This window comes from Streptomyces sp. NPDC006552, from assembly GCF_040611655.1.
Classification (GTDB): domain Bacteria; phylum Actinomycetota; class Actinomycetes; order Streptomycetales; family Streptomycetaceae; genus Streptomyces.
Window position 1 is genome coordinate 60,464 of the sequence record NZ_JBEXOS010000032.1, and the last position, 25,786, is coordinate 86,249.

The following is a 25,786-nucleotide window of genomic DNA, read 5'->3' on the forward strand; positions in this document are numbered from 1 at the left end:
GACAGGGGCGCGGGGCTGTGCCGATACGCGGCTCCGCCGCGCGGGCGCGACCAGCCCCGACGGACCGGCACACGACAGCTCACCGCAGCCCCCTACGGCGCCTAGTCGACCTCGGCGACGGCCTGCGCGAACTGAGCCTCGTACAGCCGCTGATACGCCCCGCCCGCGGCAACCAGGTCATCATGCGAGCCCTGCTCGACAATGGCCCCGCTCTCCATGACCAGGATCGTGTCCGCGTCGCGGATCGTCGAAAGCCGGTGCGCGATGACGAACGAGGTCCGCCCCGCCGCCAGCCGGGCCATCGCCTTCTGGATGAGCACCTCGGTCCGCGTGTCGACGGAGGAGGTCGCCTCGTCGAGCACCAGGATCACCGGGTCGGACAGGAAGGCCCGCGCGATGGTGATGAGCTGCTTCTCACCGGCGCTGACCCCCGACCCCTCGTCGTCGATGACGGTGTCGTACCCCTCGGGCAGCGTCCGGATGAACCGGTCCGCGTGGGCCTCCTTCGCCGCCGCCTCGATCTCCTCGCGGGTCACGTCCTTCGCGGCGCCGTAGGCGATGTTCTCCGCGATGGTCCCGCCGAACAGCCAGGTGTCCTGGAGCACCATGCCGATCCCGGCCCGCAGCTCGTCACGGTCCATCCGCGCGATGTCCACGCCGTCGAGCGTGATCCGGCCGCCGGTGACCTCGTAGAACCGCAGCAACAGGTTGACCAGCGTGGTCTTGCCCGCGCCGGTCGGGCCGACGATGGCGACCGTGTGACCCGGCTCCGCGGTCAGCGACAGGTCCTCGATGAGCGGCTTGTCCTTGTCGTAGCGGAAGGCGACGTGCTCGAACCCGACGTGCCCGCGCAGGTCCGCCGGCCGCTCGCCGGGGACGGGGTCCGCCGACTGCTCCTCGGCGTCGAGCAGTTCGAAGATCCGCTCGGCCGAGGCGACACCCGACTGCACGAGGTTGGCCATCGAGGCGACCTGGGTGAGCGGCATGGAGAACTGCCGCGAGTACTGGATGAACGCCTGCACATCCCCGATGGACAGCGACCCGGAGGCCACCCGCAGCCCGCCGACCACGGCGACCAGCACATAGTTCAGGTTCGAGATGAAGAACATCAGCGGCTGCATGATGCCGCTGTTGAACTGCGCCTTGAACGCGGCCTCGTACAGCGCCTCGTTCTGCTCGGCGAACTGCGCGGCCGACTCCTGCTGGCGGCCGAAGACCTTCACCAGGTTGTGGCCGCTGTACATCTCCTCGATGTGCGCGTTCAGGACGCCGGTCGTCCGCCACTGCTGCACGAACTGCGGCTGCGAGCGCTTGCCGACCTTCGCCGCCACGAGAACCGACAGCGGCACCGTCACCAGCGCGACCAGCGCGAGCAGCCAGGAGATCCAGAACATCATCACGAGGACGCCGACGATGGTGAGCAGCGAGTTGAGCATCTGCCCCATCGTCTGCTGGAGCGTCTGCCCGATGTTGTCGATGTCGTTGGTCGCCCGGCTCAGCACCTCGCCGCGCTTCTGGCGGTCGTAGTACGACAGCGGCAGCCGCGCCAGCTTGGCCTGCATCTCCCGGCGCAGCTCGGCCACGGCCAGGTTGATGACCCGGTTGGCGAGCCGGGTGCCGATCATCATGGCGAAGCCCGCCACCGCGAACACCGCGAGCGCGAGCAGCAGTACCTGCCCGATCGCGTCGAAGTCGACGCCCTGGCCGGGGGTGAAGTCGACGCCGCCGAGCATGTCGGCCATGCCGCCCTCGCCCTTGGCCCGCAGCCCCGCGATGACCTGTTCCTTCGTCTGCCCGGCCGGCAGCCTGCCGCCGATGATGCCGCCGAAGAGCAGGTCGGTGGCGTGGCCGAGGATCTTCGGCCCCACCACGGAGAGGCCGACGCTGATCACGACCGCCACCAGCACGGCGAGGACCGCGGGCCGGTGCGCCGCCATCCGCTTCAGCAGCCGTTTGCCGGAGTTCTTGAAGTCCATCGAGCGCGAACCGGGCGCACCGGCCGCCATCCGCGCCGCCATCGGCCCGCTCATCAGGCGGCCTCCGCTTCCGTCAGCTGGGAGAGGACGATCTCCCGGTAGGTCTCGTTGTCGGCCATCAGTTCGTGGTGGCGGCCCTCGCCGACGACCCGGCCCTCGTCGAGGACGACGATCCGGTCGGCGTCGCGGATGGTCGCGACCCGCTGGGCCACGATCACCACGGTCGCCTCGGCGGTCTCGGCGCCGAGCGCCCGGCGCAGCGCGGCGTCGGTGGCGTAGTCGAGCGCGGAGAAGGAGTCGTCGAAGAGGTAGATCTCCGGCTGCTGCACGAGCGTGCGCGCGATGGCCAGGCGCTGGCGCTGGCCGCCGGAGACGTTGGTCCCGCCCTGGGTGATGGGGGCTTCGAGCCCGCCCTCCAGCCGGCCGACGAACTCCTTGGCCTGCGCCACCTCCAGCGCGTGCCACAGCTCCTCGTCGGTGGCGTCGGGCCGGCCGTAGCGCAGGTTCGAGGCGACGGTCCCGGAGAACAGGTACGGCTTCTGCGGGACGAGCCCGACGGTCCGCGCCATCAGGACGGGGTCGATCCCGCGCACGTCCTCGCCGTCGACGAACACGGCGCCGGCCGTGGTGTCGTAGAGCCGGGGCACCAGGCCGAGCAGCGTCGACTTGCCGCTGCCCGTCGAGCCGATGATCGCGGTGGTCTCGCCCGGCCGCGCGACCAGGTCGATACCGCGCAGCACCGGCTCCTCGGCGCCCGGGTAGCCGAAGTCCGCGCCGCGGATCTCCAGGTGGCCGTGGCGCCGCAGTTCACGTACCGCGCTCTCCGGGGCGGGCGGGACGACGCTCGACTCGGTGCCGAGGACCTCCTGGATGCGCTCGGCGCACACCTCGGCGCGCGGCACCTGCATGAACATGAAGGTGGCCATCATCACGCTCATCACGATCTGCATGAGGTAGGCGAGGAAGGCGGTCAGATCGCCGATCTGCATGTTGCCGCCGTCGATGCGGTGGGCGCCGAACCACACGACGGCGATCGAGGCGATGTTCACGATCGTCATGACGAACGGGAACATCAGTGCCATGGTCCGGCCGGTCGCGAGCGAGGTCTCCGTGAGGTCCCGGTTGGCCGCGCCGAACCGGCCCCGCTCGAAGTCGTCGCGGACGAAGGCGCGGATGACGCGGTTGCCGGTGATCTGCTCGCGCAGCACCCGGTTCACGGTGTCCAGCTTGACCTGCATGGACCGGAACAGCGGCCGCAGCCTGCGGATGATCAGCGACAGCACGAGGGCCATCACGGGCAGCACCGCGAGCAGCACGCCCGACAGCGGCACGTCGAGCCCGAGGGCCATCACGACACCGCCGACGCACATGATCGGCGCCGACACCATCAAGGTGAAGGAGAGCAGCGCCAGCATCTGGACCTGCTGCACGTCGTTCGTGGTCCGCGTGATCAGCGAGGGCGCCCCGAACTGGCCGACCTCCCGCGCCGAGAAGGACTGCACCCGGTCGAAGACGGCGCCGCGCACATCACGGCCGAGCGCGGCGGCGGTCCGCGCGCCGTAGAAGACGGCGCCGGTGTTGCACACCACCTGGACGACGGTGACGCCCAGCATCAGCGCGCCGAACTCCAGGATGTAGCCGGTGTCACCGTCCACGACACCGTTGTCGATGATGTCCGCGTTCAGCGTGGGCAGGTACAGCGCGGCGCAGGTCTGCAGGAACTGCAGCAGCACCAGCAGCCCGATGGATTTCTTGTACGGAGCGAGGTGGGTCCGCAGGAGTCGTATGAGCACGCTCGGTCTCTCGGTGTCGGCGGTCGGCAGGACGCATGGATCCCCATCGTCCGACACTCCCCCCGCGTTACCTCAACCGATTAACCCAAGAGCACTCCAAAACCGGCCTAGGAGAACGCGCCGGGGTGGATCTGCTCCCGCACCGCCCGGTACTGCTGGCGCACCGCCTGCCCGACCGGCGCCTCCTCGCCCGCCTCGAAGACCTGCGCGGCCGCGCCCTGCCACTGCGGCAACTGCCCGCTCAGCGCCCATGCGGCCTGCCGGGCCGCGCCGATCGCCGCGTAGTCCGCGGGCTGCGGCACCACGACCTGTGCCCCGAAGAGCATCGGCGCGACGGCCTGTACGGCGTGGAGTTCGGCCGCGGCCCCGAGCAGGAAGACCCGCCGGATCGCGACCCCGCGCCCGCGCAGCACGTCCATGGCGTCGGCCAGCCCGCACACCATGCCCTCGAAGGCGGCCCGCGCCAGGTGTTCGGGCCGCATCGACTCCCGCCGCAGTCCGCTGAGCGTCCCGGCGGTGTGCGGCAGCTGCGGCGTCCGCTCGCCCTCCAGATACGGCAGGAGGACGAGCCCGTGAGCGCCCGGCGTCGACTTCATGGCCAGCTCGGACAGTTCCTCGGGGCCGCCGTCCAGGCCCAGCATCTCGGCCGTCCCGCGCAGCGCCCGCACGGCGTTCGACGTATGGACGACGGGCAGGTGCAACCCCGTCGCGTCGGCGAGGGAGGTGATGGCGCCGCTGGAGTCGGCCAGCGCCTCATGGTGCACGGCCATCACCGAACCGGAGGCGCCGAGCGAGACCACCGCGTCCCCGGCCCGCACGCCGAGCCCGAAGGCGGCGGCCATGGTCTCGCCGGTCCCGGCCGAGATGATCAGCCCCTCCGGGGTGGTCCCCGCCGCGTCACCCGGGCCGAGCACCTCCGGCAGGACGGCCTGACGGCCGAGGGCCAGCTCCACGAGATCGGGCCGCCAGGAGCCGGTCGCCGCCGACCAGTACCCGGTGCCGGAGGCGCCGCCGCGGTCCGTCGTGCGCCGCGCGGGCCGGCCGAGGAGCTGCCAGACCAGCCAGTCGTGGGCCTGGAGCAGTCCCGCCACCCGCTGGGCCTGCTCCGGCTCGGTCCGCGCCAGCCACCGCAGTTTGGCCACGGGCTGCGCCGCCTGCGGGACGCAGCCGACGGCGTCGGCCCACGCCTCGCGCGAGCCGAGCCGGTCGATCAGATCCGCGGCGGCCGCCTGCGCCCGCTTGTCCCCGCCGACCAGCGCGGGACGCACCGTGTTGCCCTTGCTGTCCAGCGGCACCAGCGCGTTCTGCTGCGCGGAGACCCCGATGGCCTGGACCCCTTCGAGCAGCCCGCCGCCCGCGGCCTCGCCGAGCGACAGAAGCCAGGCCTGGGGGTCGACGTCCGAGGGGCGTCCGCCGCCCTCCACCGGGTCCAGCGGGTGCGGGGCGTACCCCTGCCGCAGCACGGCCCCGGTGTCGGCGTCACAGACCACAATGCGCGTGAAATCGGGCGAACTGTCCAGCCCGGCGACTATCCCCATGACGGAAAGTCTGCCGCACCGGCGCGGCCCGCCGTACCGCGGTGTCCGCGGCGCCCCGCGCGCCCCGCCCGGTCAGGTGTTGCTCGTGCCCCAGTCGTCGCTCGCGCCCGGACCGCCGCGCTCCCGCAGCGAGCGGACTCGGCCCGCCACGGACTCCGGGACCCGGCCCTCGACCTTCTCGCTCACGGAGGCGAAGGCCTTGCCCGCGTACGTCCTGGTCTGCTGCGCCGCCGACTCCGCGGTGTTGCGCACGGCGGGGTTCTGGGAGACCTCGCGAGCGGCCTTCTTCAGCTTCTCGTACCTCTCGCGCCCGGCGCGCGTCCCCAGTACGTAACCGAGGGCAAGACCGGCGATGAATGTGAGCCGGTAGCGCATGACGGCCACCCTTCCGTAGCTAGTCGTGATCACTGAGGAGATACCGATTGGCGGAGCACCCCCCTGCTTGCGCTAATGTATGTGTCGCAGCGAGCGCCCGCCGCCTGGCAAGTACCCAGGTAGGTGCGTTCGAAGCAATGAAGCGATCCCCTGTAGCTCAATTGGCAGAGCAGCCGGCTGTTAACCGGCAGGTTACTGGTTCGAGTCCAGTCGGGGGAGCTCGATCTCCTGTAGCTCAATTGGCAGAGCAGCCGGCTGTTAACCGGCAGGTTACTGGTTCGAGTCCAGTCGGGAGAGCGGTGGAACGAGCCCTTCGGAGACCCTCCGGAGGGCTCGTTCCTGTCTGTCGCCGGTCTGTTCCCTGCCTGGTGGAACCATGTACGCGCCCACGCGGTCCTCAAGGTCGTGCAGAGCCGACCATTCGAGGCAGGAGATCGTATGAGCGGCTATGCTGCGGCAGACGGCGCGCACACATGTGCGCGGCGCGCCGTAACGGGGCGGTAGCTCAGCCGGTTAGAGCAGCGGACTCATAATCCGTCGGCCGTGGGTTCGAGTCCCACCCGCCCCACCACACTCGTGGCGCAGAAACGATGCGACCAGGTCGTACGTAACCTGATGGGCCGTCACGGAAACGGTGACGGCCCACTTGTCACCCGTTCGGCGCGTGGGCGCTTGTTCGCTCTCCTGGGTAAGGGGGAGCGGAGCCTGCGGGCGGGCTGCGGTGCTTCGTGCGGGGCCGTCCCGGCAGGTGCGGGGAGAGCCCCGATCGCTCCCGCCAGCAGTCAGCGGCGTACGTCCCGCTGCCGCACTTCCTTGAGCGTTTCCGCCACCGTGACGAAGTCGTTGTTCACGTGGAGCACCGTGTGACCGTGATGGATCGCCGTCGCACACACCAAGAGGTCGATGGCTCCGGAGGCGCGGTGCTGCCCTTGCTGGGTGAGCTTGTACTGCGCGGTCTCCACCCAGCGCCACGCGTTCTTGGGAACCGGCGAGAACCGGCAGAGGGCATCCAGCTCTTCGGCCAACTCGTCGCGGTGGGCCGGACCTGTGGCCGAGTAGAGGAACTCCGCCCTCGTGGGCTCACAGATATGGAACACGCCGGCGGCGATGTGCCCTTCCCAGGGCGCCAACGCCCCTGGGGCGCGAAAGAGGTGCCACAGGGCGGAAGTGTCGAGGAGGTAGGTGATCACTCGAAGGCTGCCCGCCGGGCGCGCTTCGCGGCCGCATGCGCCGCAGCCGCAGCCTCGAACTCGCCCCGCTCACCCCGCGCGGCCAGCTTCTCGGCAGCCTCCAGCCGCTTGATGCGCGCCACGTAGTCCCGCAGAGCCCCGTTGACCGTCTCTTTCTTCGTCGAGACGCCCATGAGCCGCATCGCCTCGGCCAGCGCCTCGTCATCGAGATCAATCTGGGTAACAGACATACCAGCCACCCCTCACCAAGAGTCCATGACGTACATAACGACGATGCATCACCAACATTCCCGGGCGGGGTTCACCGCGCAGGAGCAGACACGACCCGATCGCTGAGAGGGCGCAAACCACCGACACCGCACCACACCTACTCCGAGACCGGCGACCTGGCCCAGGCCCTCGACTCCGCGGACCGGCCACTCACTTTCACCTACGACGACCGTGGCCGCGTCACCTCTTGGACGACGCGACGCCGCGCCGCCCGGGAAGCCACCGGCAAGGGGGTGCGTGAACTCATCGACGAGCTTCGCCTGCTCGAAGCCAGGCGCCTGCCGGGAAACGTCCGATGGGACGCCCGGTCCGTGGCCGTCCACCTCGGCTTCACCGATACCGCGAACTCCGGCCGCTTCTTCCGCGACCGCACCGGTCTCACTCCGGCCGCCTTCGGGGCCGGCGACACCGCCCCCCGCCCGTGACGGCGCCACCGGCGGAGGCCGCGGTCGCCCGCCGCGGAGCTCACAGGGACCGGAGTCAGGCCGCGACGAGCTCGCGCTCGCGGTTCGGCATGCTGACCCGGGGCTTCTTGTTCGGCAGCGAGAGCCGGAAGACCTTGTGCCACGCGGAGAGCACCTGTTTGGGCAGCGACCCGGTGACATACTCCAGCTCGTACTTCTCGAACAGCGCGCGCACCTTCACCGCGACCTCGGCGTACCGGTTGCTGGGCAGGTCCGGGAACAGATGGTGCTCGATCTGGTGCGACAGGTTGCCGGTCATGAAGTGCATGGCCTTGCTGCCGCTGATGTTCGCCGAGCCCATCATCTGGCGCAGGTACCACTGGCCGCGCGTCTCGCCGTCGATCGACCGGCGCTCGAAGACCTGCACGCCCTCGGGGAAGTGCCCGCACATGATGACCGAGTGGGACCAGATGTTGCGGACCAGGTTCGCGGTGAACGTGGCGGTGAGCGTAGTGAGGAACGACGGGCCCGAGACGAGCGGATGGATCACGTAGTCCTTGAGCACCTGCTTGCGGATCTTGCGGCCCACGGCCCTGGCCCGCGCGCGGAACTCCGGGTTCTTGCGGCCGCGCTTGTCCAGGTTCTTGCCGAGCTCCAGGTCGTAGGCGGCGATGCCGTACTCGAAGAAGCAGGCGTTGACGAAGTTCCACAGTGGCTGGCCGAGGTGGAGCGGGTGCCACGGCTGGTCCTCGTCGACGCGCATGATGCCGTAGCCGAGGTCGTTGTCCTTGCCGATCACGTTCGTGTACGTGTGGTGCAGCTCGTTGTGCGAGTGCTTCCACTGCTCGGACGGCGAGACGTGGTCCCACTCCCAGGTGGTGGAGTGGATCTTCGGGTCCCGCATCCAGTCCCACTGGCCGTGCAGGATGTTGTGGCCGATCTCCATGTTGTCCATGATCTTCGCCACGGACAGGCCGGCGGTGCCGAGCAGCCACGCGGGCGGGAAGACCGAGAACAGCAGTACGCCCCTGCTGACCAGCTCGATCGTGCGCTGCGCCGCGATGACCTTGCGGATGTAGGCGGCATCCTTCTCGCCGCGGCCGGCGATCACCTCGTCGCGGATCGCGTCCAGCTCGCGGCCGAGCTCCTCGATCTGCTCCGCGGTCAGGTGGGCGGTGGGGTCGATGGCGGTCAAATTGCTCCTACCGTTCGATGTCACAGGGGCCCGCGGCGGCGGACACGCAGGTCTGGATGAGGACGCCCGGCTCGGCCTCGGTGATCTCGCCGGTGCGCAGGTCGCGGACGGCGCCGGTCTTGAGCGGCGTGACGCAGCCGAAGCAGATACCCATGCGGCAGCCGGACGGCATGAGCACGCCGGCCTCCTCGCCGACGTCCAGCAACGGCGTCGCGCCGTCCGCGTCGACGGTCTTGCCGGTGGCGCTGAACGTGACCTCACCGCCTTCGCCGGCGACGACGACGGTGGGGCGGAAGCGTTCGGTGTGCAGGCGCTCGTGGACGCCGTACTCACTCCAGTGCTCCTCGACGGCGTCAAGCAAACCTGCGGGCCCACAGGCCCAGGTCTCGCGCTCGGCCCAGTCGGGCACGAGTTCGTCGAGACGGGCGAGGTCGAGCGGGCCGTCGGTGTCGGTGTGCACCTCGGTGAGGTGCAGCTTCCCGGCCGCGACCAGGCCGTGCAGATCCTTGCGGAAGATCACGTCCTGCGGCCGGGGCGCGGAGTGGACCATGACGACGTCGTCGAACTCGGTGTCGCGCAGCATGCCCATCACCGGCGTGATGCCGCTGCCGGCCGTCAGGTAGAGCACTTTGGCGGGCTTGGTCCGCGGCAGCACGAAGTCACCGGTCGCCTGGTCGAGGTGGATCAGCGTGCCCGGTTCCGCCCTGCGGACCAGGTAATTGCTGACCTTGCCGTCGGGGATCGCCTTCACGGTGATCGTGACGCGGCCGTCCCGGCGGTCCGCCGGCGAGGTGACCGAGTAGGCGCGCCACAGGCGCACCCCGTCGACGTCGACCCCGATCCGCACGTACTGACCGGCCCGGTGACCGCGCCAACCCCGTCCCGGCCTGATCACGACGGTCGCGGCGTCACCCGTCTCGGGGCGCACGGCCTCGATGCGTCCACGCAGGTCGGCGCCCGCACGCAGCGGGCTGACCAGGTCGAGGTAGTCCGACGGCAGCAGCGGGGTCGTGACCATCTCCAGCAGTTTCCAGGCCCTGCTGCGGAGGGCTGCACTCGTCATGGTTCCAGCTTGGTGCGCCGCAGGGCATAAAGTCCTGTCCGCAAGACGTGAAATTGACCGGCTGGATTGTTCGCAGGGAACAAGATGATGAACCATGCAATCCGGAGGGCCACCGAACTGGCTCTGGACGAGACGACCACCACCGCACTGCGGGCCACGGTGAAGGGCACCGCCGACGAGGTCGTCCAAGCGATCATCGACGAGGTCCCTTCCTACGCCAACGCTCTTTCGGGCCGCATGGGCGGCACCATCCGCCGAGCCGTCCGTACCGCCCTGGGGCACTACCTGGACCTCGCGAGCGGCAACGCCACGGGCGGTGACGCCGGTGACGCGGCCTACGAGCTGGGGCGCGGTGAGGTGCGCGACGGCCGTTCGATGGACGCTCTCCTCAGCGCCTACCGCGTCGGCGCCCGCGTGGCCTGGCGATGTCTGGCCGCGGGCGCCGTGCCCGCGGGTCTGCCCGCCGCCGAGGTCGCCAAGTTCGCCGAACTGACCTTCGCCTACATCGACGAGCTGTCCGCCGCGAGCGCCGCGGGCCACGCCGACGAACTCGCCGCCCAGGGCCGGGCTCACGAGCGTCACCTGGAACAACTGGTCCGTGACCTCCTCGCCGGCGCGAGCCCGGACGTACTGCGGGCCGCCGCGCAACGGGCCGGATGGCAGCCCCCGGTCACGCTGACCGCGGTCCTGCTGCCCGCCGCCCAGGCCCGGCCCGCCTGCCGCGTGCTCGACCCGGGCACGCTCGTCCTCGACGACCTGCCGGACGCCCTCGGTGTACTGCTCGTCCCCGACGCCGACCGGTCACATCTCCTGCGGAAGCTGACCGGGCGCACCGCCGTGGTCGGCCCGGCCCGGCCGTGGACTCGCGCGTCCGCCTCGTACGCACGAGCCGTCCGCGCGCGCTCCCTCCCCTCTGATGTCCGCGACACCGAGGACCACCTGCCCGAGCTGGTGCTGAGCGCCGACGCGGACGCGTTCGCAGACCTGCGTGCCCGGGCCCTCGCGCCGTTGCGGACCCTGCCCGCCGCGACCGCGCGGCGGCTGGAGGAGACGTTGCGAGCGTGGCTGCTGCACCACGGCAGGCGCAACGAGATGGCGGCGGCGCTGTTCGTCCATCCCCAGACCGTCCGGTACCGGATGTCACAGCTGCGGGATGTGTTTCCGGATCTCGGGTCGCCGCACCGGGTCCTCGAACTGACGCTCGCGATCGGTCTCCGGGTCGGCTGACGCGCTGACCGGCCGTCCACGCGGGGAAAATCTGTGGCCGATGGGTGAGAATTTTCTGCGCCTATAGGTAAGGGTTTTTAATCGCCGGGTACCGAGTGCAATGTGCTCACGTGCGGGGGCCGCTGTGGCGTGCTACTGTCGATCTCAGTTGCAGTCTTGGTTCGCAAAAATTCAAGCGCTTCCCTCGCAGGCATCTTCGCCCGCAGGAAGCGCTTTGTATTTCCGCCGATTATCCGGTCGGGGCAATCATCGCGGCGACTCCGGAACCGCACAGTGTGGTTCCGGGCACTGCCCCAAAGGAGATTCAATATGGCATCTGGCACCGTGAAGTGGTTCAACGCGGAAAAGGGCTTCGGCTTCATCGAGCAGGACGGTGGCGGCGCTGACGTCTTCGCTCACTACTCGAACATCGCCGCCTCTGGCTTCCGCGAGCTTCAGGAAGGCCAGAAGGTGAACTTCGACGTCACGCAGGGCCAGAAGGGCCCCCAGGCGGAGAACATCGTTCCCGCCTGACGCTGACGCGTATACGTAGCTGGGGCCCGCACCTTGGGGTGCGGGCCCCAGCTCGTTGTTTTTCCCCCGCACACTCCGCGTCGCCTCGCGACCCTTCAGTGTGAGCGGCGGCGGCGCCTCGCGCCGACCGCCCCTGTCCGGCCCGGCGGATCCGACCGCACTCAGCGCCCGCCCGGCCCCCTGTCGCCGATAAGCCGTCCGCCGTTACCCGGCGTTCTTGACGCACTCGCGCGACACTCTCTCCGCGAGCCCTGTCCGCGCTTCTCGCGGCACGGCTCCGCTCGCTTTCTTCGGCCCGTTCTCGCGAATACCCGGCATGGGAATTCCTCGATACGTGCCGCATCGAGGAAGGTTCCGCATGGACCGCAGTACTCGCACGAACGACCGCTATTCCCGCACCCGTACCGGTGGCCGGAGCGGTGCCCCCCGCACGGGCCGTACCGGCGCTCCCGCCCGTTCCGGCTTCTCCGCCCGTTCGGGCTACGGCGGCCGCCGTCCCGCCGCGGTGCAGGGCGAGTTCGCCCTGCCGAAGACGACCACTCCGGCGCTGCCCGCGGTCGAGGCTTTCGCGGACCTGGAGCTGCCCGCCCCGCTGCTGGCCGCGTTGGGCGCCGAAGGGATGAAGGTCCCGTTCCCGATCCAGGGCGCGACGCTGCCCAACACCCTCGCCGGCCGTGACGTCCTGGGCCGCGGCCGCACCGGCTCCGGCAAGACCCTCGCCTTCGGCCTGGCCCTGCTGGCCCGTACTGCGGGGCAGCGCGCCGAGCCCAGGCAGCCGCTGGCCCTGGTCCTCGTTCCCACTCGCGAGCTGGCCCAGCAGGTCACCACGGCACTGACCCCGTACGCCCGCGCGGCGAAGCTGCGCCTGGCGACGGTGGTGGGCGGTATGCCCATCGGCCGTCAGGCCAATGCGCTGAGGACCGGTGCCGAGGTCGTCGTCGCCACCCCCGGCCGGCTGAAGGACCTCATCGACCGTGGTGACTGCCGCCTGAACCAGGTCGCGATCACGGTCCTGGACGAGGCCGACCAGATGGCCGACATGGGCTTCATGCCGCAGGTCACCGCCCTGCTGGACCAGGTACGCCCCGAGGGGCAGCGGATGTTGTTCTCCGCCACTTTGGACCGCAACGTCGACCTGCTGGTCCGCCGCTACCTCACCGACCCCGTCGTCCACTCCGTCGACCCCTCGGCCGGCGCGGTCACGACGATGGAGCACCACGTCCTGCACGTCCACGGCGCCGACAAGCAGCGGACGACGACGGAGATCGCGGCGCGCGACGGCCGCGTGATCATGTTCCTCGACACCAAGCACGCCGTCGACCGACTGACAGAACACCTGCTCAGCAATGGCGTACGGGCCGCCGCGCTGCACGGAGGCAAGTCCCAGCCCCAGCGGACCCGCACCCTGACCCAGTTCAAGACCGGCCACGTCACCGTGCTGGTCGCGACCAACGTCGCCGCGCGCGGCATCCACGTCGACAACCTCGACCTCGTCGTCAACGTCGACCCGCCGACCGACCACAAGGACTACCTGCACCGTGGCGGCCGCACCGCACGGGCGGGCGAGTCCGGCAGCGTCGTCACCCTGGTCATGCCCAACCAGCGTCGAGAGATGACGCGCTTGATGGCGGTCGCGGGCATCACCGCGCTCACCACCCAGGTCCGCTCCGGCGAGGAAGCCCTGAGCCGGATCACCGGCGCCCAGAGTCCCTCCGGCGTCCCGGTCGTCATCACCGCACCGGTCGCCGAACGGCGCGCCCGCACCGCCACCTCCCGCGGCCGACGAAGCCGCGCCTCTGGTGCCCGGCGCGCAGCGGCGCGACAGACCGCCTTCGATGCGGCGGCCTGAGCCTCTGTAGGAGGCGCGTGTCGACGCTGGTCCGGATGCGGCTCCGCCCGGCGAGCGTCTATCCCGCCTGCGGCGCAGCCATAGTGCGTAGCGACGCGAACGGCGTAGCTCGCAGCGCCCCTTGACGCTTTCGCGGCAAGGGGCTTTCGCCTACTCCGAGCACGTTCAGAACAGCGCCGGTCTGCCCAGTACCCCCAGCGCGCCTCTCTCGTCACTCCGGCACTGCGCCTCCGGCACGCTCCTCGGCGGCCGAGGCCAGAGTCCTTCCTCCGGATCGAAGTCCTTCCTTCGGTTCGAACGAAAATCTGTGTTGGCGGGAGTAGACATTGGGTGGTGCCGTGGTTATGGTTTCTCTCGTAGTCGAGATCGAGCAAGGCCCGGCAGAGACGAACTGCCGGGCAGCAGTACCAGTAAGTGCAGTACGCAGAACGGTGCGGTGGTGGAGTTCCGGAGCCAGGGTTTTCGCAGGACGGTGACGGGGCTGGCTGCCGGACCGGGTTGCCCGCAGTGCTCAGGGGCGCCACAGCAGTAGAGCTGGTGCGGTATCAGTAAGTGCCGTGTGCAGGACCGCAGTGCAAGCACGTGAGCGGTACCTCGGTGAAGGCGTCGGCTGCGGGCGCGCGCACCGGGAGGTTCGGCAGTGGGGTTCCAAGCCACAAGCAGATGCAGGACGGGCAACGGGGCTGGCTGTCGAAAAGGTGGCGCTGGGACAGGCCGTCGGCAGTACGCAACACCGCGACACCAGTAGTAGGTAAGTGATTCATCCCAGAGGGACAGAACGGAGGAGCAGGCGCCATCAGGATCGCCCGGGTCGATGTATGGAGCCCGGGTACCGCAGGACATCGAACGTGAGGTGGTCTGAGGTCAAGCAACCGCGATCCCCGCATCCCCGACGGCAGTTCACTCGGGACGGCGGACACAGAAGGCCGGCGCACGAGCAAGGCCGGCAGATGGTGTAACAGTTCCTTCGGGGCCCGGGCGCGACCATGCGCCCGGGCCCCTCGACGTGCGTGGCAGAGACGTGCGATGACCGCGGACAACCAGCACACGAGTACTTGCGGTCGCGCCGGGGTCCAGGTGGGGATCAGAGCGGGGCGTGCCACTCCGTCGCCGTTGCCGTCGGCTCTTCCCCTTCCTCTCGGGTGCCGTCGTCCGTCACCGTCAGACGTACCCCGGGTCTGCCGTCCGGGAGAGTTGCCCGGGTGTCGATCGTGATGTCGATACGGGAGACCGCCGTGCGGCGTGAGGCCACCGCCAGATCCCGCCGCAGCCGCGTCAGGAGCCCGCCCTGTACCGCCTCGTCGAGCGCGGTCTCGACCGGGCCCGTGAAGTGCACCGACGGCATGAATCCGAGGATCGCGGCGGCGCCCGCCGTCTCCCGGAGCACCTTGCCGCGGAACGTGGTGGGGGCGTCGGCGGGTGGCTGCTGGAGGGCGAAGATCGTGGTGCGGACCTCCTGGATCGTCGACTCCAGCTCGTCCACCGCGTGCGAGAGCGTCTCGCGCACCTCGGGCGCCCGCGTGCGGCGCTGCGTCGATTCGAGCATCATGCCCGTCGCGAACAGCCGCTGGACGACCAGGTCGTGCAGGTCGCGGGCGATGCGGTCGCGGTCCTCGAAGACGGCGAGCCGCTCACGGCCGGCCTGTGCCTCGGCCAGGACCAGGGCGAGGGCCGCCTGGGTGGCGAACTGGGTGGCCAGCAGGTGGTCCACGGAGGTGTAGGGCCGCGCACCGGGGCCGCGGGGCAGGGCCAGCGTGCCGATCAGCCGGCCTGCCGCCTGGAGCGGCAGCATCATGCTCGGGCCGAACCGGGACCGTACCTCGGTGGTCATCCGCGGGTCCGTCGCCGAGTCGTCGATGAAGACCGGCTCCCCGGTCAGGAGCTGGGTGAGGACCGCGCTGCCGGGCTGGATCGTCGCGCCGAGCAGGGTCGCCGGGTCGTCCGTCGTGGCGGCCGCCACGATCTCCATCCCGCCCGCCTCGGTGGGCTGCAGAACCACCCCGGCCTCGGCGCCCGCGAGCCGCCTGGCCTCTTCCGCCACCGTCGTCAAAGCATCCCCGGGGCGGCCGGTGAGCAGTGCGGTGGTCACCGCGGCGGCGCCCTCGATCCAGCGTTCGCGTTGCCGGGCGGTCTCGTACAGACGGGCGTTGCCGATGGCGATTCCCGCCTGGGTGGCGAGGATGCGCACGAGGTCGAGGTCGTCGTCGGTGAAGCCGCCCGGGCCCGGCGCGGGCAGCTTGCCGGTGAGGCGCAGGCGGCCGAAGACGGTCTGCTGTACGTGGACGGGGACGGCCAGGGTGTCCGGGCCGTGCACGACCGTGTCCGGGTCCTCGTCCGGCGGCAGGCCGGGCGGGCCGTCCCCGGTGCCGACCGCTGCTACGAGGCCGCCGCGGCCGGGGTCCAGGACCCCGAGGACGCCGTGCCGGGCGCCGGTCAGGGCGACGGCGCTCTCCACCAGGTGTTGAAGGGTGGGGCGCAGTTCGAGCTCCGAGCCGATGTCCAGCACGGCGTCGAGGAGGACGGAGAGCCCGGCGGGAGGGACGGGTTCGCGCGGCGCTGCGGTCATCGGGGGTCCGCCTCGTACGGTCTTGCGGGTGCGGGGCCAGTGTGACTGGTTGGTGGGAATGTGGTGCGGCCGGGTTGGTGCTGGTGCCGGTCTGGTGCGGCCGGTCGGTGCTGGTGCCGGGCGCCAGTGCTGGTTCTGGTGCTGGTGGGGGTCAGTCGGATGACCGGTTGGGGGACGGCTCGGTGGAGGGGGCCGCCGGCGGGGTGGCCGGGGGGTTCGCCGGCGGATTGGCGGAGGGGTCCATCGACGGGCGGGCCGGAGGGGTCGGCGAGGGGGTGGCGGGCGGGGCCGCTGTCGGGTTGGCCGACGGGTTCACTGACGCGTTCAGCCTTGGGTCGGCCGATGAACCCGCCGGGGGGTTCAGCGATGGGTTGGCCGACGGGTTGGCCGAAGGGTTCGCCGGCGAGCCGTGCGGCGGGTCCAGCCTCGGGCCGGCCGGGTGGCCCGTCGGGGAGCCCGCCGGGGGGTTCAGCGACGGGGTGGCCGACGGTCCGGCCGAGGGGTTCGCAGACGCCCTGCCCCACCACCGGCCCAGCCTCCGCCCCTTTGGGGCGTCCGGCGACGGGTTGGCCGACGGTGCACCCGGCGGGTTGGCCGAAGGGCCCACTGACGGATCCGCCGACGGGCGGGCCGAGAGGTTCGCTGACGGTTCGGCCGCGGGGTCCAGCCCTGCGCCCGCCGAGGGGTTCGGCGTCGGGCCGGCCGGGTGGCCCGCCGGGGAATTCAGTGTCTGGCCGGCCCAACGGTTCGCTGACGGGCCTGCCGCGGGGGGCTGCCCCGGGCCGGCCGACGAGGTGCCCGGCGTGGGGCCGGCCGCCGGGTCCGTCCCCGGGGGCGCCGAGGAAAACGCCGCCGGATCCACCCCCGGGCCGACCGCCGAGGCGGAGGGCCCCGAGGCCAGCCCTGCCGAGGGGGCCGCCCCCGGGCCGGCCGCAGGTGCCGAGGAGAACGCCGCCGGGTCCACCCCCGGGCCCGCCCCCGAACCGGCCCCCAGGCCCACACCAGGTGTGGCCGCCGGGTCCAGGACCATCGGCTGGATCCGGCCCTCCATCATCGCCCCCAGCCCCCGCACCGCACAGACATCAGGACGCTCCGCGGCCCGCACCGGCATACCGGTCGCCTCGCTCAGCATCGCGTCGAGGCCGGGCAGCCGGGCCGAGCCGCCGACCATCATGATGCCGCGCTCCGCGAGGTCGGCGACGAGATCGGGCGGGCACTCGCGCAGCACCTTGCTGATGCCGTCGAGCACGGCGGTGAGCGGGGCGTGGATCGCGTCGCGGACCGCCGCCGTCTCGACCTGCACCGAGCGGGCCCGGCCCGTCGTCGCGTCGCGGCCGTGGACCTCGGTGCGGTCCGGGCCCTGGGTGGTCAGGCCGTTGCCGCTCAGGGTGACCTGCAAGGGACGTACGGTCTGCGACGGGAGCATCAGCGCGTGCTGCTGGCGCAGGTGCTGGATGACCGCGTGGTCGATGGCGTCGCCGCCGACCGGGACCCTGACCGCCGTCACGATGGAGCCCATCGAGAGCACCGCGATCTGCGTGGTGGCCGTGCCGCTCACGATGATCATGGTGGCTTCCGGCTGCTCGACCGGCAGGCCGCAGCCGACGGCCGCCGCGACCAGGGTGTCGACGCACTCGACGCGGCGCGCGCCGAGTCCGACCAGGGTCTCGATCATGGCGCGCCGGGCCAGCGGGTCCATGTCGTGCGGGGTGCAGACCGCCGCGCGCAGCCGGGGCTTGCGGCGCAGGGTGCGCCGGAGTTTGTCGCCGATCAGATGGCGCAGCATCCGCTGGGCCATGTCGATGTCGACGACGCAGCCGCCGGAGACGGGGCGCACCACACGGATGTGGCCGGGGGTGCGGCCGGTCATCCGCTCCGCGAGTTCGCCGACCGCGATCAGGGCGCCGGTGCGGGTGTTGACCGCCGCCGCGCTCGGCTCGTCGACGACGAGGCCGACTCCCTTCACATAGACGCGGGTGCGCGCGGCACCCAGGTCGACGGCGAAGTGGCAGCGGATCAGCTGCTCCAGACTGGCGGTCATGGCAGATCCTCCCGAGAGCACAGACCGTGGGCGGACCGCAACTGCGGCCCTCTTGGCATCGTGCGCGCGGGCCGTGGACCGCGCGCGCTGGGATGGGCCGGGCGGGGCAGGGCCGGACAGGTGAATCTGCCGGCGGCTGACTGCCCGTCATCAGCCTTTGTGCTGGCCTCACCTGACGTTGCGTTCGGTAGGTCCGGAACCGCGCCGAACGCCTGGCGGGAACGTGCCAGGGCAGCTTTCCGCCAGCTCCCGTCAACTCCCCTGTAACAGATGCGGCTTGAGACTCTTCCCAGCACTCGGGTGACCCCCGACCCGGGGCCGACGAAGAGAGGCGACGATGACCAGAGGACCTGCCGCGAGACGCGGCGCGGCCCTGCTGTCGGCCGGCATCGCGTGCGCGCTGCTGCCCGGCGGCGGTGCCCAGGCCGCCCCCACGGCCGCAGCGAGGACGACGACGGTGACCAAGGCGGCGAAGGCCGCGACCGCCGCGCACACCGTGACCCTGGTGACCGGCGACAAGGTGACCGTGACCGAGCTGGGCGGCGGCAAGAAGGCCGTCACCGTGGACCGTGCCAAGGGCGCGACCGGCGCGGTGCGCACGCAGGTGGTGCGTGGTGACGTCCACGTCGTGCCGGACGAGGCCCGGCCCTACCTGGCCGCGGGCACCCTCGACGCGCGCCTGTTCGACGTCAGCGCGCTGATACGGCAGGGCCTCGCGGACGGCAAGGCCGACGCGACGCCCCTCATCGTGACCTACGGCGGCACGGCCGCCCGCGGCGCCCGCGCCGTCCCGAAGGGCGCCGAGCGCACCCGCGCCCTCGCCAGCATCGGCGGCGCCGCCCTCGATGCCGGCAAGGGGCGCACCTTCTGGGAGGCCGCCACCACGGGGAAGGGGTTCGCGGACGGCGTCAGCAAGATCTGGCTCGACGGGCGCGTCACGGCCGACATGGCCGAGAGCAACGAACAGATCGGCACCCCGACGGCATGGGAGGCCGGGCTCACCGGCAAGGGCGTGAAGGTCGCCGTCCTCGACACCGGCTACGACCCCGCCCACCCGGATCTCGCCTCCCGGGTCACCGCCTCGAAGTCGTTCATCGAGGGCGAGGAGGTCGCCGACCGCGACGGCCACGGCACCCATGTGACCTCGACCGTCGGCGGCTCCGGCGCCGCCTCCGACGGCAAGGAGAAGGGCGTCGCCCCGGAGGCCGCGCTCGCCGTCGGCAAGGTGCTCAGCGACGAGGGCTCCGGCACCGAGTCGCAGATCATCGCCGGGATGGAGTGGGCCGCCAAGGACATCGGGGCCAAGGTCGTCTCGATGAGCCTCGGCTCGCAGGAGGCCAGCGACGGGACCGATCCGATGGCCGCCGCCGTCGACGCCCTCTCCGCGCAGACCGGCGCCCTCTTCGTCATCGCCGCCGGGAACAGCGGCGCGCCCGGCTCCATCGGCTCGCCCGGCGCCGCCGACGCCGCGCTGACCGTCGGTGCCGTCGACTCCGCCGACCAGGCCGCCTACTTCACCAGCCAGGGCCCGCGTGCCGGGGACAACGCCCTCAAGCCGGACGTCTCCGCGCCGGGCGTGGACATCCTGGCCGCGCGCTCCTCACTGGCCGCGGGCGAGGGCTCGTACGTCCGGATGAGCGGTACGTCGATGGCGACGCCGCACGTCGCCGGGGTGGCCGCGCTGCTCGCCCAGGAACACCCGGACTGGACGGGCGCGCGGCTCAAGGACGCCCTGATGTCCAGCAGCGTCGAACTCGAGACCTCCGCCTACGTACTGGGCGCCGGGCGGGTCAGCGCGCCCGACGCGATCGGGGCGCGGATCACCGCCACCGGCAGCGCCGACCTCGGCTCGTACACCTGGCCGTACGAGGACAACAAGCCGGTGACGAAGACCCTCACGTACAGCAACTCCGGTGACAGGGCAGTTGAGTTGAGCCTCGCCGTGCAGGGCGCGGCAGACGGTGTCGCCACGCTCGCCCGCACCACGCTGAGCGTTCCCGCGCACGGCACCGCCGCCACGACCGTCACCGGCGACGGCGCGCAGGCGCCGGTCGGCAACACCAGCGGGCAGATCGTCGCGAGTGCGGGCGGAACGCCCGTCGCGCACACGGCGTTCGGGCTCGTGAAGGAGGAGGAGCGGTACACGCTGACCGTCCATGTGAAGGACCGGTCCGGCGCGCCGAGCGCCGCCTCCCTCGGGGTGCAGCAGCTCACCGGAGCCACCGACCCGTTCCCCGCCACCGTCGGTGACTCCGGCACCCTGCAGCTGCGTCTGAAGCCCGGCTCGTACTACCTGGAGTCCTACCTCGACGTGCGCGGCAGCCACGGCAAGGACTCGCTCGGGCTCGGCTACCTCGCGGACCCGGAGGTCGTACTCGACCGGGACCGCGAGATCACCCTCGACGGGCGGCAGTTGACGGAGATCACCGCCGACGTCGGGCGCACCACGCAGACCCGGCAGCTCGTCATGGAGGCCGACCGGAAGGCGGGCGGCGCCGCGTACATGAGCGCCGTGCAGCTGCCGGTGACGTACGACAGCGTCTTCGCCGCACCCACCCACAAGGTGCGCGAGGGCAGCTTCGAGTACCGGACCGTGTGGCGGCTCGGCAAGCCGGTGCTCCAGGCCGACGGGGTGCGCGAAGCCACCGTGCAGGCGGGCGGCACGCTGATCGAGGGCCGCAGCCGGCTGCGGATCGTCGACGCGGGCGCGGGCACTCCCGCCGACTACGCGGGCAAGGACGTGCGCGGCAAGGCCGTCCTGGTGCGCCGCGGCGGCACTGTCACCCCGGACCGCCTCGCCCAGGCGGCGCAGGACGCGGGGGCCAGGGCCCTGTTCGTCACCGACGGCGAGGCGGGGCGGCTGAGCGCCTGGTTCGGGTCGGAGGACGGCGCCGACCGGCCGTTGCAGATCGCCTCCGTCGACGCGGCCGACGGCGCCGCGCTCGCCCGGCTCGCCGCGGCCGGCCGGAGCCTGACGACCACGGGCACCCGGTACACGCCGTGGGTCTACGACCTCACCGACGCGCACCGGGGAGGCGTGCCGAAGGGGAGCCTGCGGTTCACGCCGGGCAAGCGGGACCTGGCCGTCCTGGACGCGCGGTACCACGCGGTGAAGCCGCAGAACGGCGGCGAGTTCCGCTACTCGATCACCGACACCTTCCCCATCGGCCTCGGCTTCCTGGAGCAGATCGCCTACCCGGCCGAGCGCACCGACTACGTCTCCACCGGCGCGGGCCAGACCTGGCACGAGTCCGTGCAGACCGGCCCGACCGACCTGGAGCAGCGCAGCGGCCTGGTCGCCTACCGGGGCGGTACGCACCAGGAGCTGGACTGGTTCAAGCCGGTCTGGCACCCGTGGCTGGGCAGCGGGCTCGGCTGGGGCCAGCAGCGCTCCGGCTCCACCCTGCAGTTCAACACGCCCGGCTGGGGCGACTCGGGTCCCGACCACACCGGCTTCGGCGACGCGTGGAGCAGCGAGACGAACGGCATGGACCAGTACACGTCCGTCTCCGTGGACGGGGTGCAGGTCGACCGGAAGAAGAGTTCCGGCGTGTACGTGTGGGACGCCGACCCGGCCGAGCACACCTACACCGTCGCCACGGACACCACGCTCGACCCGGCGCGCTGGGAACTGTCGACCAAGGGCCACGCCGAGTGGACCGTCAGGTCGGCGGCGACGCCCGAGGGCCGGTGGACGTATCTGCCGCTGATCAACCTCGGCTTCGACCTCGACACCGATCTCGCGGGCGACGTCCGCGGCGGCCGGTCCGTCCCGGTCGGGATCTTCGGCGCCTACGTCAAGGACGCGTCCGGCACCGGCACCATCGGCGGCGGCAAGCTGGAAGTCTCCTACGACGACGGCGCGAGCTGGACGCGGGTGGCGCTGAAGGGCGGTGGCGGGGCCTCCTGGAAGGGCAGCCTGCATGTGCCGCGCGGGGCCGCGTACCTCTCGCTGCGCGCCTCGGCCCGGGACGACCGGGGAGGCTCGGTCACCCAGGAAATCATCCGGGCGGCGGGCGTCAGGTGACCGCACACCGCCGGGGTCCGTGCGTCACCCGCCGCTGAGCGGGTACGCGACAACGCGACGGCGCCGCCTTTCCCGTGGGACCGGGGAGGGCGGCGCCGCGCTGGCATCCGGCGGTGTTACACCAGCCAGCCGACGAAGTGGACGAGGCCGGCGAGGATGTCGGTGAGCAGGTTCATGGTGATGCGTCTCCTTGCGATGGTGCATGTGTGTGGGACAACACCCCGGCCCTGTATGGGACATGGGCCGGGTGCGCGACAACTACGGTCTGCAGCCCGTTGCTTGCGCCCCGTAAGCATCGTTGGTCATCCGTGCCTCATGCAATTTCTGGCGCCACGATCACCTGTTCGCGGGAACAACTGCGCGCCTGTTCGTTTCCCGATCATGCCGGGGGTGGCTCCGCGATCCCGCGGACGACACCGAGGTCCACCAAGTCCTGCGGTCTGATGCCGAGTTGGTCGGCGGTCTGCGGGGCCCGGTCGGCGGGGCGCTTGAGGATCGCGGCGGCCAGTTCCGGCGCGATCACCGAGAAGTACGCGTCCGGGGCCACCCACGTGCGGCCCGGCGCGGCCAGTGCCAGCGCGCCGCCCGAGCCGCCCTCGCCGATGACGAGCGTGGTGACCGGCGCCGGCGACTCGGCCAGCGCCAGGAACAGCTCGGCGACGGCCGGGCCCACGCCCGCCCGCTCCGCCGCGGCGCCGCTCGCCGCCCCCGGCGTGTCCACCAGGGTGAGCACCGGGACGCCGAGCCGGCCGGCGAGCCGCAGCAGCCGCGTGGCCGTGCGGTAACCGGCCGGGGTGGTGGCCGTGCCGCACTGCGCCGCGTACGCGACGGTCCGCCCCTCGTGCTCACCGAAACCGCAGAGCATGCCGTCGTCGCAGCCGCCCGCCCGGTCCCCGCGCAGCTCCACCCGCTCTTCGAAGTAGGCCGCCAAGTACGCGGCCGCGCGCGGGCGTTCGGGAGCGCGGGCGCGCAGCACCGCCTCCCACCCGGTGGCCGGCAGGTCGGTGCGGCCGAGCGCGTGGGGGACCGGCGCGGGGGAGGTGCAGGGCCGGGTCAGCAGCCGCAGCCCACGACCCAGCGCACCGCGCAGCTCCTCCGGCGCCACCACCGCGTCGACCGCGCCCGCCCGCAACTGCGCCTGTGCGGTGTACGCCGCCGGGTCCGCGTCCGGCGGGCGCACGCGCGAGCCCGCGAAGCCGATCTGCGCCCCCGGCACGGCGAGCGTCAGGTCGGCGCCCGCGCCCAGGGTGGCCCAGCCGCCGCCGGTCGTGGGGTCGCGCACCACGGCGATCTGGGGCAGGCCCGCGGCGCGGGTCAGCGCCGACTGCCGGGCCACCCGCTGGAGCTGGGTCAGCGCGATCATGCCCTCCTGCATGCGGCTGCCACCGGTGGCGACGACCGGGACCACCGGCAGGCGGTGGGCGCGGGCGTACCCATGGGCGGCCTCGATGCGGTCGCCCGTCTCCTGGCCGAGGGAGCCGCCCAGGTAGCCGAACTCGAAGGCGAGGACGACGGCGGTGGTGCCCTCGACCGCGGCGGTGCCGGTGACGACGGACTCCGACTCGCCGGTCCTGGCCGCCGCCCGCGCCCGCGCGTCCGCGTACTCCGGCCAGCCGAGCGGGTCGGGACGGTCCGGCGGCGGCGGGAGCGGCAGCGCGCGGAAGGTGCCGGGGTCGCACAGGGCGGCCAGGACCCCGCGGGCGCCCGCGGAGTCAGCCATCCGGGAGGGCCCGCTTCAGGATCTTGCCCATGTCGTTGCGGGGCAGCATGTCGAGGTAGCGGACCGTGCGGGGCCGCTTGTGCGGGGCGAGCCGGGCGGCGACGTGGTCGGCGAGGGCCCCGGCCCGCGGCGGGTCCGCCGGGTCGGCCGGCACGATCCAGGCCACCACCCGCTCCCCGAGGTCGGGGTCGGGGGCGCCGGTGACGGCGGCCTCCTTGACGCCGGGATGTTCCAGGAGCGCGTTCTCGATCTCGCCCGCGCCGATCTTGTAGCCGCCGCTCTTGATGAGGTCGGTGGCCTTGCGGCCGATGATGCGGACATAGCCGTCCCGGTCGCGCACGGCCATGTCGCCGGTGCGGAACCAGCCGCCCGGCGCGAACGCGGCCGCCGTGGCGTCGGGCCGGTTCAGGTACTCCAGGAACAGGTTCGGGCCCCGGACCTGGATCTCGCCGACCGCCTCGGGGTCGCCGGCGGGGACCTCGCTCGTGCCGTCCTCCTCCGTCAGGCGCAGCTCCACGCCGGGCAGCGGCACGCCCACCGTGCCGGGACGCGGCTCGCCGTCCGCGCGCACGCTGGTGTTCATCAGGGTCTCGGTCATGCCGTACCGCTCGACGACGCGCTGCCCGGTCGCCGCGGTGATCCGCTCGTGGTCGTGGACCGGGAGCGCCGCCGAGCCGGAGACCAGCAGCCGGGCGCTGGCCAGCGCCTCGGCGAGTGCCGGGTCGCCGGGCAGCGCCTCGGCGAGGCGGTGGTACATCGTGGGGACGCCGAAGAGCATCGTGGCGCCGGACGCCAGCTCGCGCGTCACGCCGTCCGTGTCGAACCGCCCCAGGTGCCGCACCGCGCCGCCCTGGCGCAGCGGGCCGATGATCCCCAGGATCAGGCCGTGCACGTGGAACAGCGGCAGCCCGTGCACCAGGGTGTCCTGGTCCGTCCAGCCCCAGGCGTCGCCGAGCGCGTCGAGCGTGGCGGAGACGGCGCGGCGCGGCAGCACGGCGCCCTTGGGCGGGCCGGTGGTGCCGGAGGTGTAGACGACGAAGGCCGGGGTGGCGGGGTCCGCGGGCTCCTCGGGAAGGGCGGCGGGCGGCCCCGGCCGGGTCGGTACGGTCACGTCGATACGGTCCAACGCAGCCAGCGCGGGCGGCAGTTCGGTGCCCGGCGCCGCAAGGACCGCGTCGGGCGCGCTGTCCGCCACGATGTGGCCCAGCTCGCTCGCGCCCGACTTCGGGTTGACCGGCACGGCGGCGACCCCGGCCAGCAGCGCGGCGACCACGCCGACCGCGGTCTCCAGGGTCGGTGTCGCCCAGACGGCGACCCGGGCCGAGCCTCGGAGCCGGTCCGCCAACGGCGCGGCGGCCGCGGCCAGTTCGCCGTAGGTCAGGGCGCGGTCGCCGAACCGCAGCGCCGGCCGGTCCGGGGTGTCGACGAGGGCCGGGAGGAGTCGGGTCACGGGAAGGCTCCTGATCGTATGGGTCCGGTGGTCGAGATCGTATGGGTTCAGCGGCTGGGCCGATCCAACCACCGGGCGACCGCGAGGCGATCGAGGCGGGGCGGAGCCTCCGGCGCGGCAGGTGAATCTCCAAGTCCGCTTATTTTCCGCATAGTCGGCTGACTGCGCGCCGAATTCCGGGGCACCCGGAGGTGCGTAACGAAGTCCTGTAAAGCGACCTGCAAGGGATGTGGACCATGTCGGCTTACGGTAGTCGTCCTGCTGCTTCCTCCGGTTCCCGGACCAATGGCCTCGCAATAGCCGGACTTGTCTGCGGCATCGTCGGGCTGTTCTTCCTCAGCTTCGTCCTGGGCCCGCTCGCGATCATCTTCGGCGCGCTGGCGCTGCGCCAGAAGGCCGCGAGCGGCGGCGGAATGGCCAAGGCCGGCCTCATTCTGGGCATCATCGACGTGGTCCTCTTCATCGTGATGATGATCGTCGCGGCCAATGGCGGATTCAGCTGGTACGTCGGCGGCTGACCCGGGCACGGGAAAAGCCGGTGCGGGAGGCGAGGGTGAGGGCGAGGCGGGCCGTCACCGCCGAGGCGGCT

16 protein-coding genes, 3 tRNA genes and 2 pseudogenes are annotated in these 25,786 nt (G+C 71.9%); 9 read left to right on the top strand and 12 right to left on the bottom strand.

All coding sequences use genetic code 11. The features are described 5' to 3' along the window. Positions 1-101 precede the first annotated feature (101 nt). The 4 genes from ABZY33_RS19800 to ABZY33_RS19815 all read right to left on the bottom strand — a co-directional run bounded on the left by ABZY33_RS19800 (position 102) and on the right by ABZY33_RS19815 (position 5,682). Positions 102-2,030, bottom strand: a complete 1,929-nt coding sequence (locus tag ABZY33_RS19800) for an ABC transporter ATP-binding protein (protein ID WP_356492899.1) — start codon at positions 2,028-2,030, stop codon at positions 102-104. Next, the gene (locus ABZY33_RS19805) at positions 2,030-3,769 is read right to left on the bottom strand and encodes an ABC transporter ATP-binding protein (protein WP_356492900.1); all 1,740 of its coding nucleotides are present in this window, start codon (positions 3,767-3,769) and stop codon (positions 2,030-2,032) included. Before ABZY33_RS19805 ends, ABZY33_RS19800 begins: the two co-directional genes overlap by 1 nt. 107 nt (positions 3,770-3,876) lie before the next feature. Continuing rightward, entirely contained in the window at positions 3,877-5,307 is a 1,431-nt protein-coding gene (locus ABZY33_RS19810; protein WP_356492901.1) for an FGGY family carbohydrate kinase, read from the bottom strand. Between the two features lie 72 nt (positions 5,308-5,379). Then, positions 5,380-5,682 (bottom strand): YtxH domain-containing protein, encoded by a 303-nt coding sequence (locus tag ABZY33_RS19815; RefSeq protein WP_356492902.1) that lies wholly within the window; start codon positions 5,680-5,682, stop codon positions 5,380-5,382. A 146-nt stretch (positions 5,683-5,828) separates the two neighbouring features. Here ABZY33_RS19815 and ABZY33_RS19820 point away from each other — a divergent pair. From ABZY33_RS19820 to ABZY33_RS19830, 3 genes are all read left to right on the top strand, one after another. Further along, positions 5,829-5,901 (top strand) — tRNA-Asn (locus ABZY33_RS19820). A 5-nt stretch (positions 5,902-5,906) separates the two neighbouring features. Then, positions 5,907-5,979, top strand: a tRNA-Asn gene (locus ABZY33_RS19825). A gap of 197 nt (positions 5,980-6,176) precedes the next feature. Then, positions 6,177-6,253: transfer RNA gene (locus tag ABZY33_RS19830), tRNA-Ile, on the top strand. A 211-nt stretch (positions 6,254-6,464) separates the two neighbouring features. Here the strand turns inward: ABZY33_RS19830 and ABZY33_RS19835 are convergent. Together ABZY33_RS19835 and ABZY33_RS19840 are read right to left on the bottom strand one after the other, a co-directional pair. Beyond that, on the bottom strand, positions 6,465-6,872 hold the full coding sequence (locus tag ABZY33_RS19835) for a PIN domain nuclease (protein ID WP_356492903.1): 408 nt from the start codon (positions 6,870-6,872) through the stop codon (positions 6,465-6,467). After that, entirely contained in the window at positions 6,869-7,102 is a 234-nt protein-coding gene (locus ABZY33_RS19840) for a type II toxin-antitoxin system VapB family antitoxin (protein ID WP_356492904.1), read from the bottom strand. The genes ABZY33_RS19835 and ABZY33_RS19840 overlap by 4 nt, the downstream gene beginning before the upstream one ends. 153 nt (positions 7,103-7,255) lie before the next feature. Between ABZY33_RS19840 and ABZY33_RS19845 the strand changes: the two are divergent. Beyond that, a pseudogene (locus ABZY33_RS19845) lies at positions 7,256-7,567 on the top strand (AraC family transcriptional regulator); the annotation flags it as partial. A 55-nt stretch (positions 7,568-7,622) separates the two neighbouring features. Here ABZY33_RS19845 and ABZY33_RS19850 read toward each other — a convergent pair. Further along, positions 7,623-8,741: an acyl-CoA desaturase gene (locus ABZY33_RS19850; RefSeq protein ID WP_356492905.1), complete on the bottom strand. Its 1,119-nt coding sequence runs from the start codon at positions 8,739-8,741 to the stop codon at positions 7,623-7,625. Between the two features lie 7 nt (positions 8,742-8,748). Beyond that, entirely contained in the window at positions 8,749-9,759 is a 1,011-nt protein-coding gene (locus ABZY33_RS19855; protein WP_356492918.1) for a ferredoxin reductase, read from the bottom strand. A 132-nt stretch (positions 9,760-9,891) separates the two neighbouring features. On the opposite strand from ABZY33_RS19855, the gene ABZY33_RS19860 reads away from it, so the two are divergent. The 3 genes from ABZY33_RS19860 (at position 9,892) to ABZY33_RS19870 (ending at position 13,393) form a co-directional block, all read left to right on the top strand. Continuing rightward, entirely contained in the window at positions 9,892-11,031 is a 1,140-nt protein-coding gene (locus ABZY33_RS19860; protein WP_356492906.1) for a helix-turn-helix domain-containing protein, read from the top strand. Between the two features lie 309 nt (positions 11,032-11,340). After that, complete coding sequence (locus ABZY33_RS19865) at positions 11,341-11,544, top strand: cold-shock protein (protein WP_033176054.1); 204 nt, start codon at positions 11,341-11,343, stop codon at positions 11,542-11,544. A gap of 358 nt (positions 11,545-11,902) precedes the next feature. Beyond that, positions 11,903-13,393 carry a DEAD/DEAH box helicase gene (locus tag ABZY33_RS19870; RefSeq protein ID WP_356492907.1) on the top strand — a complete coding sequence of 497 codons (1,491 nt, stop codon included), beginning with the start codon at positions 11,903-11,905 and terminating at the stop codon, positions 13,391-13,393. 1,084 nt (positions 13,394-14,477) lie between these two features. On the opposite strand, the gene ABZY33_RS19875 is transcribed toward ABZY33_RS19870, so the two are convergent. Together ABZY33_RS19875 and ABZY33_RS19880 are read right to left on the bottom strand one after the other, a co-directional pair. Beyond that, positions 14,478-15,959, bottom strand: coding sequence for a GAF domain-containing protein (locus tag ABZY33_RS19875; RefSeq protein WP_356492908.1), 1,482 nt, complete (start codon positions 15,957-15,959; stop codon positions 14,478-14,480). Positions 15,960-16,965: 1,006 nt separating this feature from the next. Continuing rightward, positions 16,966-18,000, bottom strand: a pseudogene (locus ABZY33_RS19880) (rod shape-determining protein); the annotation flags it as partial. A 337-nt stretch (positions 18,001-18,337) separates the two neighbouring features. Between ABZY33_RS19880 and ABZY33_RS19885 the strand changes: the two are divergent. Next, entirely contained in the window at positions 18,338-22,027 is a 3,690-nt protein-coding gene (locus tag ABZY33_RS19885; protein ID WP_356492909.1) for a S8 family serine peptidase, read from the top strand. Positions 22,028-22,406: 379 nt separating this feature from the next. On the opposite strand, the gene ABZY33_RS19890 is transcribed toward ABZY33_RS19885, so the two are convergent. Next, entirely contained in the window at positions 22,407-23,747 is a 1,341-nt protein-coding gene (locus ABZY33_RS19890; protein ID WP_356492910.1) for a carboxyl transferase domain-containing protein, read from the bottom strand. Continuing rightward, complete coding sequence (locus tag ABZY33_RS19895; RefSeq protein WP_356492911.1) at positions 23,740-25,197, bottom strand: acyl-CoA synthetase; 1,458 nt, start codon at positions 25,195-25,197, stop codon at positions 23,740-23,742. The genes ABZY33_RS19890 and ABZY33_RS19895 overlap by 8 nt, the downstream gene beginning before the upstream one ends. Positions 25,198-25,433: 236 nt before the next feature. Here ABZY33_RS19895 and ABZY33_RS19900 point away from each other — a divergent pair, with 236 nt between their 5' ends. After that, the gene (locus ABZY33_RS19900) at positions 25,434-25,715 is read left to right on the top strand and encodes a DUF4190 domain-containing protein (RefSeq protein ID WP_356492912.1); all 282 of its coding nucleotides are present in this window, start codon (positions 25,434-25,436) and stop codon (positions 25,713-25,715) included. Positions 25,716-25,786 lie beyond the last annotated feature (71 nt).